Below are 14,523 nucleotides of genomic sequence, written 5' to 3' on the forward strand. Positions count from 1 at the left end.
GTTGGTTAATGGAAAAACAACCAATTATAGAGTTTAAAGACGTAAAAAAAGAATATCTGCTTTACAAGAATGAAAAGCAGAGATTTAAAGCTATATTCACTAAAAACAAAGGTGTAAAAAGACACAGCGCTCTTAAAGGCATTAGTTTTAAAATTTATCCTGGAGAATCTGTTGGCATAATTGGTAAGAACGGCGCAGGAAAGTCTACCATATTGAAAATGATAACAGGTGTATCTTTTCCTACTGACGGTGAAGTCATTGTCAGAGGAAAGGTTGCAGCTCTCCTTGAACTTACAGCAGGTTTTTCACCAGATATGACGGGTATGGAGAACATATACCTGAAAGGATATCTTCTCGGTCTTACTGATGAGGAGATAAAAGAGATCGAACCTAATATAATTGAATTTGCTGATCTTGGAGAGTATATCGACCAGCCTGTGAGAACATACTCAAGCGGTATGAAAATGCGTTTGGGATTTGCTATAAATATCAATATCAGACCTGATATACTTGTAGTAGACGAAGCACTCAGCGTCGGAGATGCAGAATTTAAGAAGAAGTGCCGTCAGAAGATCAATGACCTTATTGAATCGGGAGTTACTGTGCTTTTTGTTTCTCATTCAAAAGACGCAGTGCAGGAAACCTGTTCCAGAGCAATATTTTTGAAAGACGGTATGGTCAAGGTAGATGGAACTGTTGAAGAGGCTTTTGAAGAATACAGCAAAAAGCCTGCTCCGAAAAAATAAGTAATTTTTTAAAAGGAGGGCAGCCGATGACAAAGAACTTGCAGACGGAGGAGCGTTCGGTGCGCATTATCAATACTCCGTCAGATGAAGTCAGGAAAAGCTTTTTTTACGTTCAGGAAACAGGATATATAAAGCTTGGCGATAGTAAAGCTACTCAGAGAGAAAATCTCAATTCATTTCTGATCGTTTTTGTTCTTGGCGGCACAGGCTCTCTTGAATATGACGGAAGGCATTATAATCTGCGGGAAGGTCAGGCTTTTTTTATTGACTGTTCCAAAAAGCATAGTTATCGCAGCAGCAAGGACAACCCTTGGGAGATATTATGGGTGCATTTTAATGGTGCAACTTCTAAAGAGTATTTTAATGTATTCTATCAGAAATCAGCGGCTGTTTTTGTGCCTGAAAATTCATTCTCTATGGAAAATATACTGAGAAATATTATCGAGCTTAATGACGCAGCAACTGCGAACTGCGCAATACGTTCGTCATTATTGATAGTTTCTTTGCTTACAGACATACTTGAAAGCACCTGTATCAGCAAAGAGGCTGTACCTGAAACCGCTAAGGCTGTTAAGAGATATCTTAACAGCAACTTTACAGACAAGATCACCCTTGAACAGCTTTCTGCTCAGTTTTTTATGTCAAAGTATCATTTGGAACGTGAATTTAAAAAATGCTGCGGTATAACTATTTTTGAGTACATAAACACCAAACGTATAACGCTTGCTAAACGTTTGCTTAGATTTACTGATAAAACCATTGATGAGATCTCCGCTGCCTGCGGATTTTCTGATCAGAGCTATTTCAATCGTCAGTTTAAAAAAGCAGAGGGAATGACAGGCACTGCCTTTCGCAAAATGTGGAGAAATTAAATATTTATAAAAAATGCACGTTGAGTCAAACTCAGCGTGCATTTTGTGGTTTTGTTGTTAATCGAGTTTGCCAAAAGTAAACTCTCCATTTTCAAAGATCAGATAGCTGTGATCCGAATTTTCTTTTGGTATTGAAACTGATCCGGGATTTATATATGTGTATTTTCCGCAGTCTTTTATAACAGGAACGTGTGTGTGTCCATGTAAAAGAATATCACCGTCAGAAATCGGCGGCAGATTTTCGCAGTTGAACTTATGACCATGAGTAGCAAAAATAGTTTTTCCGTCTGCATAAATAAGTGCATATTCAGCCAGAACAGGGAAGTTCAGAACCATCTGATCTACTTCTGTGTCGCAGTTTCCCCTGACGCAGAGTATCTTGTCTGACAAAGGGTTAAGCATAGCAATAACTTCTTTAGGTGCATATTCTGTCGGTAAATCGTTTCTAGGACCATGGTAAAGAATATCACCAAGCAAAATAAGTTTTTCTGCTCCGCTTGCATTAAATGCCTCAAGCATTTTTCTGCACCAGTATGCAGAGCCGTGAATGTCAGATGCAATAAATAATTTCATTTTTATCTTCCTTTTTGTAAGTTATTATTTGTGCTGAGCCGCATATTCCGCCCTGACAGCGTTATAGAACTGGCAGCCCTTATCCTTTTTAAAAGCTTTTATCATTCGTATATAAAGCTGCTGACGTGTTGCAGCGCTTTCAAACAGCTCACTGATAGTTTTTAACTCATCATCTGAGCATTGACCAGCAAGCAGCTCAGCGAGCCTAGGGGATATCTCACCGCTGAAAATTTTCTCCTCGTCTTTGGCAGCTGCATTTTTTTCTCTTTTAGCCGCTTTGGATCTGTTCTTTTTCTTTGCAGGCAACTTCTCATCTTTGTCAATGCTTTTTATTTCTTCTGACGATTTAGCTTGTAAATCAGGGCTTTCAATAATATCTGTTTTTGGGCTTTCTGTATTGTAGAGATCTTTGAGTTTCAGATACATTGGACGCAGAATTTTGTATAGATCTGTTGCCTGTTGCTTAAAGCTTTTGGCAAGAAGATTATGAAATTCTTCCTTCGTTGAAGATGCAGGCAGCAGCTGAGATATTGTATCTATATCTTCTTTAGAGCAATCCGTTTTGGATAAGATCTCATCAAGCTTACTTCTGTAATCAGTAGCTTCTACGGCAGTTATCTTTTCATCAGTTAATATGATCTCAGAATTTTCAGCTTTATCTGTTGTATCAGGTTTTTCAGTTGGTGCTGTTAAATAAACTTCCTCTGCTGAAACGTTATTATCCTCAGAAGCATTTATCATAATGCTGTCATTTTCTGTGCCATCAAGTACAGCTGTATCATTATTTTCTTCTGTTGATAATACAACTTCCGTTTTGATAGGTTCAACTTCCACAGGCTCAGAATTTGTAGTATTGTCGCTTTCAACAGAAAGCACGGGTTCAGTATTTTCTTCTGATATTTCGATCTGTATTTGATTTTCAGTATCAGCTTGTATTTTTTTCTTGTCACCTGAATAATTAATAGCCGCTGAAATTGTGCGGGTCCTGTAAACTACACAATTCGGTGACGATATGTATTTACCATGCCAGAAGTCGTGAAGAAAATCAAAGCCTTTGTCGTTTGAAATAACGAAAATATGGCTGTAAACACCTTTTCCAACAAGATAACCAAGAAGTGTGGAAAGCTGAAAATCAAGTGCGTTTTTTCCGCCTACATTTACTTTAAAGTATTCAATATCAGCCTTTGAGCAAAGTACTTTCTGATGCATTTCAAAGCTGATAGTATCTGAGTTTTCGCTGTAAAATATAATGACGCTGTCTGTTTCATCAAGGCTGTCAATACCAGTAAGACCTTTTGATTTTACATTTTCAAAATCTACCAAATAGGTTTTCATTACATCAATTCCTTTCATTTACTATTTGCGTGATTTTCTCTTTTTGTAGATCACTACACTTGTAGTTATTATTACTGCGGCTGCTGCACAACACGCAACTGTAAGCATTACCACAGCTTTTACGTCTGTTTGTTTCTCTATGACTGTATAACTGTATTTTTTACTCTGTAAGCTTTCATCAACAACATCTGCGATAACTTTGTGTCCCTCTGCATTGGGGTGAATATCAAAATTCTTTATAGTTGTCAGCTCACCGCATTTTCCTTTAAAAGTAGGGGCAACATCTATAACAGTATATTGAGGTATTCCGTTCGTTTCAGAATTTTCCTTTATGATATCGTTAAGTTTTCCGATTTTTTCGTTTGAAAAGTCAACCAGAAAAGAAAGCTTATCGAAATATTCAAGTGGATTGTAGAGCGTTTGAATAAATATTTCGCCATTGGTTCTTTTGCGTATATCCATAACGATCTGTTTCAAATTCGGCTCAAAGTTATCAAGTGCCGCATCAACATCATCACCAATGCTTCCGATAGAATCAATGGCTGAGAAAAGCCCCATTATTCCTGTATCACTGTCAAAATTCTCAGATAGAAATTCTGTGAAAATCTCTAATATATCATTTCCACCAATAGAAATGACAACAGCGTCGCTGCCTTTAAGATCCTTATCAAATTCACCATTGTCGATATGTTCAAGAAGTTCTGCAGAAGTATCTCCAGATACAGCGACATTCAGCATTTCATGCCCACAGCTGTCCTTTAATGCGTCTGTATACTTATCTTTCAGTATATTTGAATATGACTGGCAGTTGTAATTGTCAGTGGAAGTGTACCCCTCAAGTCCATAACCTGCAGCTATTGAGTCCCCCATGAATACAAGCTTTGGAGGCTGACTTACCTTATGTTCTACTTCTACGTCTTTTTTCATGCACGAAGTCATTGAGATCGCTGCAGCAGCGGCTGTAAGAAATGCAATAAATCGTTTCATGGTTCTCATTCCCCCATTCTATATTTATTATATTGTACCACATTTTATAATATTGTACAACTGTTTTTTCGCTTTTTTCAAGATACGGAATGAAATTATTTTATTATATGAAAAGTCATGTTTCAATATCAAAATATTTATTACAAAAAATCATTTGTATGTAGGAAAATGTGCCAATTAATAGATTGTTTCTTGACTTTTTTGCCGTGTTGTGATATTATATAATAAAAAAATATGAAATTTGTAAATTTACTTGTTAGTTATATATTTGATCTGGAGGGTGAGTTTTGTGACGGATTTTTATTATCCTGTGCTTAGTGATGAATATAATCTGCCTATGTATGTTTTAGGAGCAGGTGCAAGAGATCGTGAATGGCATTTTATAAGAGATGACGGCTATCCGAGTTATCAGATTATTTATTGTACAAGGGGTTCAGGCGTTCTGAAGCTGGGCGAAGAAACGTATAATATAGGTGCGGGTGACGCTTTTTATCTTCCTCCTAAAGTTCCGCATGAATATTACCCTGTGGGGGATATCTGGGAAACTCATTGGATAACCTTTGACGGCAGGGAATTTCCTCAGCTGCTGGAACATATACGCCTTGATAAAGCTAAGGTCTTTCATATAAATGATCTCAATGCAGTTGACGCTATTTTTAAGAAGATAGTATATCTTATGAAAACTAACTACTATTATTGCGGTCATCAGTGTTCTGCATATCTTTATCAGTTCCTTATTGAGCTTAACAGAGTAGTAAATCTGCAGAACGGCAGTCAGGATAGTCAGAAGCTTAATCAGCTCCAGCCTGTAATCGACTATATAAATAATAATTATCAGAAAGAACTTACACTTGTTGAACTTGCTGAACTTATAGACCTTTCACCACAGTATCTTTGTCGATTGTTTAAGGAGTGCCTTAATCTCAGACCATTTGAGTTCCTTGCAAGAAAACGTATACAGCAGGCGAAAATGCTGCTTTTGGAGGATAAGCTTAACATAAACGAGATAGCAGCAAAGGTCGGATATAATGACTGCAGCTACTTTTGCGCAGTATTTAAAAAGCATGAAATGCTTTCACCGGCAGAGTTCCGTTCACTTCATAAAAAAGCAGGTATGTAAAAATATTAAACGCACATTAAAAATAGCAGCATCTGTATTGTGATGCTGCTATTAGTTTTTTATTCAATAGTTCCGCCGCCGACAACATATTCGCCGTCATAGAAAACTACTGCTTGACCCTTTGAGATAGCCTTGTGTGGTGTTTTGAATTCAACACGAACTCGGTTATCATCAAGAGGATAAACACAGCAAGGAACGTCCTGCTGATGATATCTAGTCTGAGCAGTACATTCGATCGGTTCAGTCAGTTTGTCAAACGGTATAAAGTTCACATCAGATGCTGTAAGACTGATGCTGAAAACTTCGTCCTTAGTTCCCATAACAAGTTTATTACTGTTGATGTCCTTGTTTATCACAAAAAGCGGTTCAGAATATGAAACACCAATTCCACGTCGCTGACCAACAGTGTAGTTTATAAGTCCCTTGTGCTTGCCAAGTACACTTCCGTCGGATAAAACTATATCACCGTCAGGCTGTTCACCTGCACGTTCTGTAATGAACTTTGCATAATCTCCGTCAGGAATAAAGCATATATCCTGAGAATCAGGCTTGTCAGCATTCACAAGTGAGTTTTCTTCTGCTATGCTGCGTATCTTATCTTTGTTCATTTCGCCGACAGGGAAGAGCGTACGTTTCAGCTGCTCCTGTGTCATTCCGTAAAGTACATAGCTCTGATCTTTCATTCTGTCGCCAGAACGCTTTAAAAGCCAGCGCTGTGAATTTTCATCAAACTCTTTTGTTACATAATGACCGGTTGCAATGTGGTCATAGCCAAGAAGCAATGCCCTGTCAAGAAATTTTCCGAACTTTAAATGCTTGTTGCATTCTATGCAGGGATTTGGTGTTGCACCATGGAGATAGGTATCCACAAAATTGTCGATAACATATTCCTTGAAATCACTTGAAAAGTTGAATACATGAAAATCTATACCGAGTTTAAGCGCAACCAGTCTTGCATCCTCAACATCATTCAGCGAACAGCAGGTGCGGCTGCGTTCAAGTCCGATATCTTCATTGTTGTAAAGGTGCATAGTTGCACCCGCAACGTCATATCCCTCATCAAGTAGCAATTTAACAGAAACTGAGCTGTCAACACCGCCGCTCATTGCAACAAGAACTCTATCAGACATTGCAATTTTCACAGTCAGGAGCAGTATTCTTTCCTACAAATGGAGTTGGATCAATGCCCTGTCTGGTGTAGTAGTCAGAAATAGCAGCTTTCATTGCCTGCTCAGCAAGTACTGAGCAGTGAAGCTTTGCTGGCGGAAGTCCGTCAAGAGCCTCAACAACTGCCTTGTTTGTAAGCTTAAGAGCATCTTCGAGCTTCTTGCCCTTAATCATTTCAGTAGCGATAGAAGATGTGGCAACAGCAGCTCCGCAGCCGAATGTCTTGAACTTAACATCTGTAATAATGCCGTTATCTACCTTGATGTACATTTTCATTATATCGCCGCACTTAGCGTTACCTACTTCGCCTATTCCGTCAGCGTCTTCGATCTCGCCGACATTTCTTGGATTTGCGAAATGATCCATAACCTTTTCACTGTATATCATAGTTAAAACCTCCTGTTATATTATTCTAATGTATAGTCCTCAATATTCTCGGTTCTGCATATTCTTTCCCAGAGAGGGGACATCTTTCTAAGTTTCTTTACGATACCAGGGATAACGCTGAGTATATAATCAACGTCTTCATCTGTATTTTCTTCGCTTATAGAAAGTCTGAGTGAACCATGAGCGATCTCATGAGGAAGTCCGATCGCAAGCAGAACGTGTGACGGATCAAGCGAACCGCTTGTGCAAGCTGAACCTGAAGATGCAGCTATACCATTTATATCAAGTGTAAGCAGCAGGCTTTCACCTTCGATTCCTCTGAAAGAAATGTTTACATTTCCCGCAAGACGCTGATCTCTGTCACCATTGAGTCTTGTCTGAGGAACTTTGAGTATGCCGTCAATAAGCTTTTCACGCATAGCCTTGATCTTCTTGTTCTTTTCTTCGATACCTGTTGTTGCATCAGTTATAGCAACACCGAGAGCAACGATAGACGGAACATTTTCTGTACCGGCTCTCTTGTTTCTCTCCTGAGCGCCGCCGTAAATAAGATTTGGAAGATTGATACCTGTGCGGCAATAAAGTGCGCCTACGCCCTTTGGAGCGTGGATCTTATGGCCTGAAAGTGACAGCATATCAATATTCATTTCCTTAACATTGATGTCAATATGGCCAACAGCCTGAACGGCGTCAGTGTGGAAAAGCACACCATGCTTTTTGCAGATAGCACCGATCTCAGCTATCGGCATGATAGTGCCGATCTCGTTGTTTGCAAACATTATTGTTACAAGGCAGGTGTCCTCACGGATAGCGTCTTCGACCTGCTGTGCAGTTATAAGTCCATTTTCATCAACAGGTAGATATGTTACCTCATAGCCAAGCTTTTCGAGGTAGTCACAGGTGTGAAGAACAGCATGATGCTCAAATACAGTTGTGATAATGTGCTTCTTGCCTTTTTTCGCACCAAGTGCAGCTGCACCTCTGATTGCCCAGTTGTCGGCCTCTGAACCGCCGCTGGTGAAGTAGATCTCATTAACACGCTGTGCGCCGAGTGCATCGGCAACCTGCTGACGTGCTGCCAGAACTGCCTTTGCAGCATCCATTCCGAGAGTATATATGCTGGAGGGATTGCCATACTGCTCTGTGAAATATGGCAATGCTGCTGCAAGTGCTTTATCTGAAACTCTTGTGGTTGCGGAGTTATCCGCATAAACAAAACGCTTATTCAATTAAATCATACCTTTCATATATAATTTGTACAAGTATATTATATACCTTTTTACTAGGAATTGCAAGGGGTAAAATCATAATTTGTAAATTTAATATTTTATACATATGTTAGTGAAAGGCAAGCCCCAGCAATGTGTAAGTTACTACTTGAATTGTTTTGAACCCATAACGGCTAATGCGTCGCAGCGTTCGTTTTCGGGGTGACCTGCATGACCTTTGATCCAGATAAATTGAACTTTGTGGATATCAAGGAGATCTAACAGCTTGCTCCATAGATCTGAGTTGAGAGCAGGCTTTTTATCGCTCTTTATCCAGTTGTTGCTTTTCCATTTCACAGCCCAGCCTTTTGTCACTGCGTCTATTATATATTTTGAATCACTGTAAAGCGTTACCTCGCATGGTTCTTTTAAAGCCGATAGTCCTGTGATAACAGCGGTAAGTTCCATTCTGTTGTTTGTTGTTTCGGGTTCACCGCCCCATAATTCCTTGGTATTGTCTTTATACCTTAATATAACTCCATAACCGCCAGGTCCCGGATTGCCCGAACAAGCGCCGTCGGTAAATATCTCTATCTTTTTCATTGACAAAATAAATTCTCCGTTCCAATTATTTCAGAATATATTATACTACATTTTTTGCTTTTTTTCAAGCCTTATTCTTTACGTAAATGAAAAAAGCTGTATTGTCGCTGTGTTCAGAAAGTTCAGATGTCAAATGCTTTTGTTTAATCATAAATTTATTTCTGAAGCTGATTATTGTAATATAATTAGCACAATATTGCTCTGATATTGCAGCAGTTTCAAACTTACAGCTTAGTGATTATTATAGCTGTTTTGGTATATAAAAAAAATAAACTATATAATTTTTTTAGCTAACGTACAAATTTTAAACGTTTAACTTGTTAATTTTGTACAAAAGCATCAATTTGCTTTGTGTAATTTGAGAATTGACATCGTTTACATTATGTAATATAATTTAAAAGTAATAAACGTATACGAACTTGTTTTGGATGCATTTATAAAGCTAAATTTTTGACCTAATTTATTTTAAACAAGTTAATATTTTGAAAGGTATGTGATTGCTATGACCAAAATTAAAAGAGCACTTGCACTTGCAGTTTCTGTTGCCTCAGTTATGGGCGTTTGTTCCTGCGGCGGTTCGACAGGTGATTCAAGCTCAAAGGTTACAACTGTAAAGAAAGTAGAAGTTCAGGATACAAAAGAGATCGAAGATATTCCTGATGATGCTCAGAAAAATATCAAGTGGATGGGTACATACGATCTTAACCCTAACGAGAGAAAGGGCGAAGATAAGTCAGTTGAAATGACTCTGTTTAATAATAAAGGTGGTACAGTTGAATATATTCAGGTAACTGATTCTGAAAAGTTCGATAAGCTTGCCAGTGCTATTATGTCACAGAAAGACGTTCCGGATATATTCAAGTATGAGTGGATGGCTTTCCCTGCACAGGTACTTAAAGATATGTATCAGCCTGTTGACGATATAGTTAATTTTGATGATCCGCTTTGGGTTGATGTTAAGGATAATGCAGATCAGTTCGTTCTTAACGGAAAGCACTATGTTGCGCCTATCAGCTTTACAGTAGGTACTGTAATGATGTACGATCATGCTCTTATTGAAGCTAATGGTCTTTCCGATCCTTATGAAGAATATCTTGACGGCAACTGGAACTGGGATACATGGCAGGATATCATGCAGGAATTCTGCGACGGTGCAGCTGCCGATACTGAGAGATATGGTATCAACGGTTGGTTCCAGACTCAGATCATTCAGCAGACAGGCAAAACAATGGTCAACTATGACGGCAATACATTCACTTCAAACCTTAATGACCCTGACATCGAACGTGCTGAAAATATGCTCTACGATATAGGCAAGAAGGGTCTTGTTTACGGTGACTGGACAGGTAACGCTAAGAAGGCTCTTAAGGACGGAAATATTCTGTTCTATTGCATGGGTACATGGGCTATGACAGGCAATAATGGTCCTTCTGAAGGTGATGACTGGAGAATCGTACCAGTTCCTTCTGATCCTAACTCAGAAGAAAAGTATATGACAGCTGATATGCTCGCTTATATGTGGGTAAGAGGTTCAACAGCTAAGGAAGCTGTTAAGACATGGTATGAGTGCTGCCGTATGGCTAATACTGATGAGCAGTATAAGGAAAATGGTAAGGAAAAATTCCTTAATGCAAATCCTAACTGGACAGAAGAAATGTATCAGGTATTTCAGGACGCATCTTCAAACGAAAATAAGATGGTATTTGACTATGGCTACGGTATCTCATCAACACTTTCTGACGACAATGCTTCAGAAGACGGCAGCTGCGTAACAAGAAAGCTGTATGAATATACAAATAAGAGCGATGATTCAGGAAAGCAGTATTCATGGTCAGAGCTTCGTCAGTCATATTCTGCAACTGTTGATTCAGAGCTTAAATCTCTTAATCAGTCAGTAGCTGATTATATTGCAAAGAATAAATAATCATTCATAAAATATTAATTGTGTTTAAAGGCAATATCATGCTTTTGTAGGATATTGCCTTTAATAATAACGTATCTAATTAAAATTTTAAATCAGAAAGGCGGAAAATTCATATGAAGAATTATAAGAAGTATATTGCCACACTTCTTGCAGTAGGAATTGTTTTTGGAACAGTTGGCTGCGGCAGTTCTGCTGACAGCAGCTCGTCAAAAAAAGATGATGACAGCTTTGAGGCAACAGAAAATGTTGAAGTAGCTGATGCAGAGGCTATCGAGGCTATCCCTGATGGTGTTGACGGAACAATACTTTATCTTGGTGTTCAGGATCTTAATCCAACAAGAGGAAATCCTGAGAAGAGTACAGAGCTTACACTTTTTGAGTCAAAGGGCGGTTCGATCCAGTATTCTCAGACATCTCAGTTTGAAAGATTTGATAAGCTCGCAGATGCTATTATGTCAAACAAGGACGTTCCGGATATCGTTAACTATGAGTGGCTTTCTTTCCCTGCTCAGGTCGTTAAGGATATGTACCAGCCAATAGATGAACTTGTTGATTTCGATCAGCCTCTTTGGAGCGGTGTAAAATCCACAGCAGATCAGTTTGTACTTGGCGGTAAGCATTACGTTGCACCATTGACTTTCGTGGCATCATCAATGCTTTGCTATGATACAGACGTTATTGAGGCTGAGGGACTTGATGATCCATATGAGATGTATCTTGAAGGTACATGGGATTGGAATGCTTTTGAAGATATTATGAGCGAATATGTCAGCGGTGCTGAAGCAGGTACTGACAGATATGGTATCAATGGTTTCTTCAGACAGCATTTTATTCAGCAGACAGGCAAAAATATGGTAAATTACAATCAGGAAACAGGTGAGTTTGAATCAAACCTTAAAGACCCTGATATTGAAAAGGGTGAGAATGCACTTTATGAAATGATGAAGAGCAATCTTATTTACACTGATTGGGTAGGTTCTGCAAGAGATGCATTCAAGAAGGGCTGTCTGTTCTATGCTATGGGTGACTGGGCATATACAGGTACAAATACTCCTAAGGACGGAGAAAACTGGGCAATAGTTCCTCATCCGCAGTATCCTGATAATCCGCAGAAGATCACTACATCTGATATGAAAGCATTTATGTGGGTAAGAGGATCCACTAAACCTGAAGCTGTAAAGTGCTGGTTCGAGTGTTACAGATCTGCATATTCAGATCCACAGTATCTTGAAACTAATAAGCAGAAGTTTATGGAGAACAATCCTAACTGGACAGATGAGATGTATCAGGTTAAAATGGATGTTCAGTCTGACGAATATCATATGATATTTGACTATGCTTTTGGTGTATCATCAATGCTCGGCGATCCTAATTCCTTTGACGGCAATATCTGTCTTACTGACGCTCTGTATAATTACTCTTCACAGATAGTAGAAGATTCTCAGATGACCTGGGCACAGGTAAGAGAAAAATATTCTGCAACAGTAGATTCAGAAATAAAAACTCTTAACGAAAGCATAAAGAAATTCAACAGCGACAATGCATAAATAAAAATAACCGGCAGGGAAGTCATTCTGAAATGCTCCCTGTCGGTTTTAATTTTATATTTTATGCATCCATATCTGTTCTGACATTCTTTATAAATTCACCAACGTATTCAGGAGAATTTACGCCATGTTCAGCTATGATATTAACAACTGCGCTTCCCATGATCGCACCGTCACAGTATGCAGCCATTTTTTTAGCCTGTTTACCGTCAGAAATACCGAAACCAATGCATGACGGACAGTAGCTGCCATTCTTGAGAGGTTCAAGAAGATAATCAAAATCAGTATTGATCTCTTTTCTTGTGCCTGTAACACCGAGCGATGATACGATATAAAGAAATCCTTTTGCCTCAGATGCTATCATCTTTATTCTCTCATGAGATGTTGGAGCAACAAGATATATGCTGTAAACTCCGTACTTATCTGCAACGTCCTGAATTTCGTCACGCTCTTCAAAAGGAAGATCAGGAACTATTACACCGTCGATCTCACATTCGTTACAAAGCTTAAAGAACTTTTCAGTGCCAAACTTAAAAAGTGTATTAAGATACATCATAAGAAGTATCGGCTTGTCTGTCTTAGTTCTAAGGCTTTTAACAAGGTCAAATATCTTATCAAGGTTCGTACCATTGCTGAGTGAACGCTTGGAAGCTTTCTGAATTGTCGGACCTTCTGCGATAGGATCTGAGAACGGAACACCTATCTCAACTATATCAGCTCCATTATCGAACATTTCAAGTACACATTTTTCGCTTGTTGCCATATCAGGATCACCTGCTGTGAGGAAAGTAACAAGCGCTTTTTTATTCTGCTTTTTCAGTTTTTCAAAGCAGATATCGATTCTATTCTTCATCTAATTTCACTCCTCTGTATCTTGCAATAGCGTAAACGTCCTTATCGCCTCGTCCTGAGATGTTTATAACAAGTATCTGATCTTTGTTCATTTCAGGTATGATCTTTAATGCAGCTGCAACTGCGTGAGAAGATTCTATTGCAGGGATAATACCCTCAGTCTTTGAAAGATATTCAAATGCGCTTACAGCCTCTTCGTCAGTGATACTGAGATAATCAGCCCTGCCGATCTCCTTAAGATATGCGTGTTCAGGACCTACGCCTGGGTAGTCAAGACCTGCTGAAATAGAATAAACAGGATCGATCTGACCATATTCATTCTGCAGGAACAATGACTTCATACCATGGAAAATACCAAGTGTACCCTTTGCCATAGTTGCTGCGTGGTCAGGTGTATCAACACCTCTTCCTGCTGCTTCAGCGCCGACAAGTCTGACACCTTCATCACCAATAAAGTCATAGAAAGCGCCCATAGCGTTTGAGCCGCCTCCCACACACGCTACGACACAGTCAGGAAGTCTGCCTTCCTTTTCGATCATCTGTGCTTTGATCTCTTCACTGATGATCTTCTGGAAATCTCTAACCATAGTTGGATATGGGTGAGGACCCATTACAGAACCTATGCAGTAGAAAGTAGTGTCGATATTTGAACACCAATCTCTGAATGCCTCATTTATCGCATCTTTAAGTGTTGCAGTACCGCTGTCAACACCTGTTACCTTAGCGCCGAGCAGGTTCATTCTGTATACGTTGAGTGACTGTCTTTCCATATCGGTTGCACCCATGTATACCTCACACTCAAGCCCCATAAGTGCGCATACCGTAGCAGTAGCAACACCATGCTGACCTGCACCTGTTTCAGCAATTATTCTTTTCTTGCCCATTTTCTTAGCAAGAAGAAGCTGTCCGAGAACGTTATTTATCTTGTGCGCACCTGTGTGGTTAAGATCTTCACGCTTTAAATAGATCTTAGGTCCGCCGAGATCCTTAGTCATTTTCTCAGCATAGTAAAGCATAGATGGTCTGTTTGCGTAATCACGATAAAGCTTTTTCAATTCTTCTTTGAACTCTTCATCGTCTTTATATTTATTGTAAGCCTCTTCAAGCTCCTGTACGGCAGTCATTACTGTTTCAGGTATATACTGTCCGCCGAACTCACCGAAGCGTCCTGTTTTATTCATTGTGATCCTTCTTTCATATTT

General features: G+C 39.1%; 14 protein-coding genes. 5 read left to right on the forward strand and 9 right to left on the reverse strand.

Annotation, left to right across the window (positions count from 1 at the left end; all coding sequences use genetic code 11):
• Window positions 1-8 precede the first annotated feature (8 nt).
• Both Q0E19_RS04190 and Q0E19_RS04195 read left to right on the forward strand, forming a co-directional pair.
• Window positions 9-746: an ABC transporter ATP-binding protein gene (locus tag Q0E19_RS04190; RefSeq protein ID WP_294407726.1), complete on the forward strand. Its 738-nt coding sequence runs from the start codon at window positions 9-11 to the stop codon at window positions 744-746.
• Between the two features lie 26 nt (window positions 747-772).
• A complete protein-coding gene (locus tag Q0E19_RS04195; protein WP_294407727.1) occupies window positions 773-1,618 on the forward strand; it encodes an AraC family transcriptional regulator in 846 nt (281 codons plus the stop codon).
• 57 nt (window positions 1,619-1,675) lie between these two features.
• Here the strand turns inward: Q0E19_RS04195 and yfcE are convergent, their stop codons facing one another.
• The 3 genes from yfcE to Q0E19_RS04210 are packed head-to-tail and all read right to left on the reverse strand — an operon-like array spanning window position 1,676 to window position 4,513.
• Window positions 1,676-2,191, reverse strand: a complete 516-nt coding sequence (yfcE, locus tag Q0E19_RS04200) for a phosphodiesterase (protein ID WP_294407729.1) — start codon at window positions 2,189-2,191, stop codon at window positions 1,676-1,678.
• Between the two features lie 24 nt (window positions 2,192-2,215).
• Window positions 2,216-3,526, reverse strand: coding sequence for a PIN domain-containing protein (locus Q0E19_RS04205; protein WP_294407730.1), 1,311 nt, complete (start codon window positions 3,524-3,526; stop codon window positions 2,216-2,218).
• A 21-nt stretch (window positions 3,527-3,547) separates the two neighbouring features.
• Window positions 3,548-4,513 carry a GDSL-type esterase/lipase family protein gene (locus Q0E19_RS04210; protein WP_294407731.1) on the reverse strand — a complete coding sequence of 322 codons (966 nt, stop codon included), beginning with the start codon at window positions 4,511-4,513 and terminating at the stop codon, window positions 3,548-3,550.
• Between the two features lie 289 nt (window positions 4,514-4,802).
• Between Q0E19_RS04210 and Q0E19_RS04215 the strand changes: the two genes are divergently transcribed.
• A complete protein-coding gene (locus Q0E19_RS04215) occupies window positions 4,803-5,633 on the forward strand; it encodes an AraC family ligand binding domain-containing protein (RefSeq protein WP_294407733.1) in 831 nt (276 codons plus the stop codon).
• Window positions 5,634-5,692: 59 nt separating this feature from the next.
• Here Q0E19_RS04215 and mnmA read toward each other — a convergent pair whose 3' ends face one another.
• From mnmA to rnhA, 4 genes are all read right to left on the reverse strand, one after another.
• A complete protein-coding gene (mnmA, locus tag Q0E19_RS04220; protein ID WP_294407734.1) occupies window positions 5,693-6,763 on the reverse strand; it encodes a tRNA 2-thiouridine(34) synthase MnmA in 1,071 nt (356 codons plus the stop codon).
• Window positions 6,756-7,187, reverse strand: coding sequence for a Fe-S cluster assembly scaffold protein NifU (nifU, locus tag Q0E19_RS04225; RefSeq protein ID WP_294407735.1), 432 nt, complete (start codon window positions 7,185-7,187; stop codon window positions 6,756-6,758). Before nifU ends, mnmA begins: the two co-directional genes overlap by 8 nt.
• A 20-nt stretch (window positions 7,188-7,207) precedes the next feature.
• Window positions 7,208-8,416: a cysteine desulfurase NifS gene (gene nifS, locus Q0E19_RS04230; protein WP_294407736.1), complete on the reverse strand. Its 1,209-nt coding sequence runs from the start codon at window positions 8,414-8,416 to the stop codon at window positions 7,208-7,210.
• A gap of 144 nt (window positions 8,417-8,560) precedes the next feature.
• Entirely contained in the window at window positions 8,561-8,998 is a 438-nt protein-coding gene (gene rnhA, locus Q0E19_RS04235) for a ribonuclease HI (RefSeq protein WP_294407737.1), read from the reverse strand.
• Window positions 8,999-9,500: 502 nt separating this feature from the next.
• On the opposite strand from rnhA, the gene Q0E19_RS04240 reads away from it, so the two are divergent.
• Together Q0E19_RS04240 and Q0E19_RS04245 are read left to right on the forward strand one after the other, a co-directional pair.
• Window positions 9,501-10,922: an extracellular solute-binding protein gene (locus Q0E19_RS04240; protein WP_294407738.1), complete on the forward strand. Its 1,422-nt coding sequence runs from the start codon at window positions 9,501-9,503 to the stop codon at window positions 10,920-10,922.
• Between the two features lie 113 nt (window positions 10,923-11,035).
• On the forward strand, window positions 11,036-12,469 hold the full coding sequence (locus tag Q0E19_RS04245) for an extracellular solute-binding protein (protein WP_294407739.1): 1,434 nt from the start codon (window positions 11,036-11,038) through the stop codon (window positions 12,467-12,469).
• 61 nt (window positions 12,470-12,530) lie between these two features.
• On the opposite strand, the gene trpA is transcribed toward Q0E19_RS04245, so the two are convergent.
• A complete protein-coding gene (gene trpA, locus Q0E19_RS04250) occupies window positions 12,531-13,322 on the reverse strand; it encodes a tryptophan synthase subunit alpha (RefSeq protein WP_294407741.1) in 792 nt (263 codons plus the stop codon).
• The gene (gene trpB / locus Q0E19_RS04255) at window positions 13,312-14,502 is read right to left on the reverse strand and encodes a tryptophan synthase subunit beta (RefSeq protein WP_294407743.1); all 1,191 of its coding nucleotides are present in this window, start codon (window positions 14,500-14,502) and stop codon (window positions 13,312-13,314) included. Before trpB ends, trpA begins: the two co-directional genes overlap by 11 nt.
• Between the last annotated feature and the right edge of the window lie 21 nt (window positions 14,503-14,523).

Origin of the sequence: uncultured Ruminococcus sp., assembly GCF_934476685.1 — a bacterium.
In the GTDB taxonomy this organism is placed as follows: domain Bacteria; phylum Bacillota; class Clostridia; order Oscillospirales; family Ruminococcaceae; genus Hominimerdicola.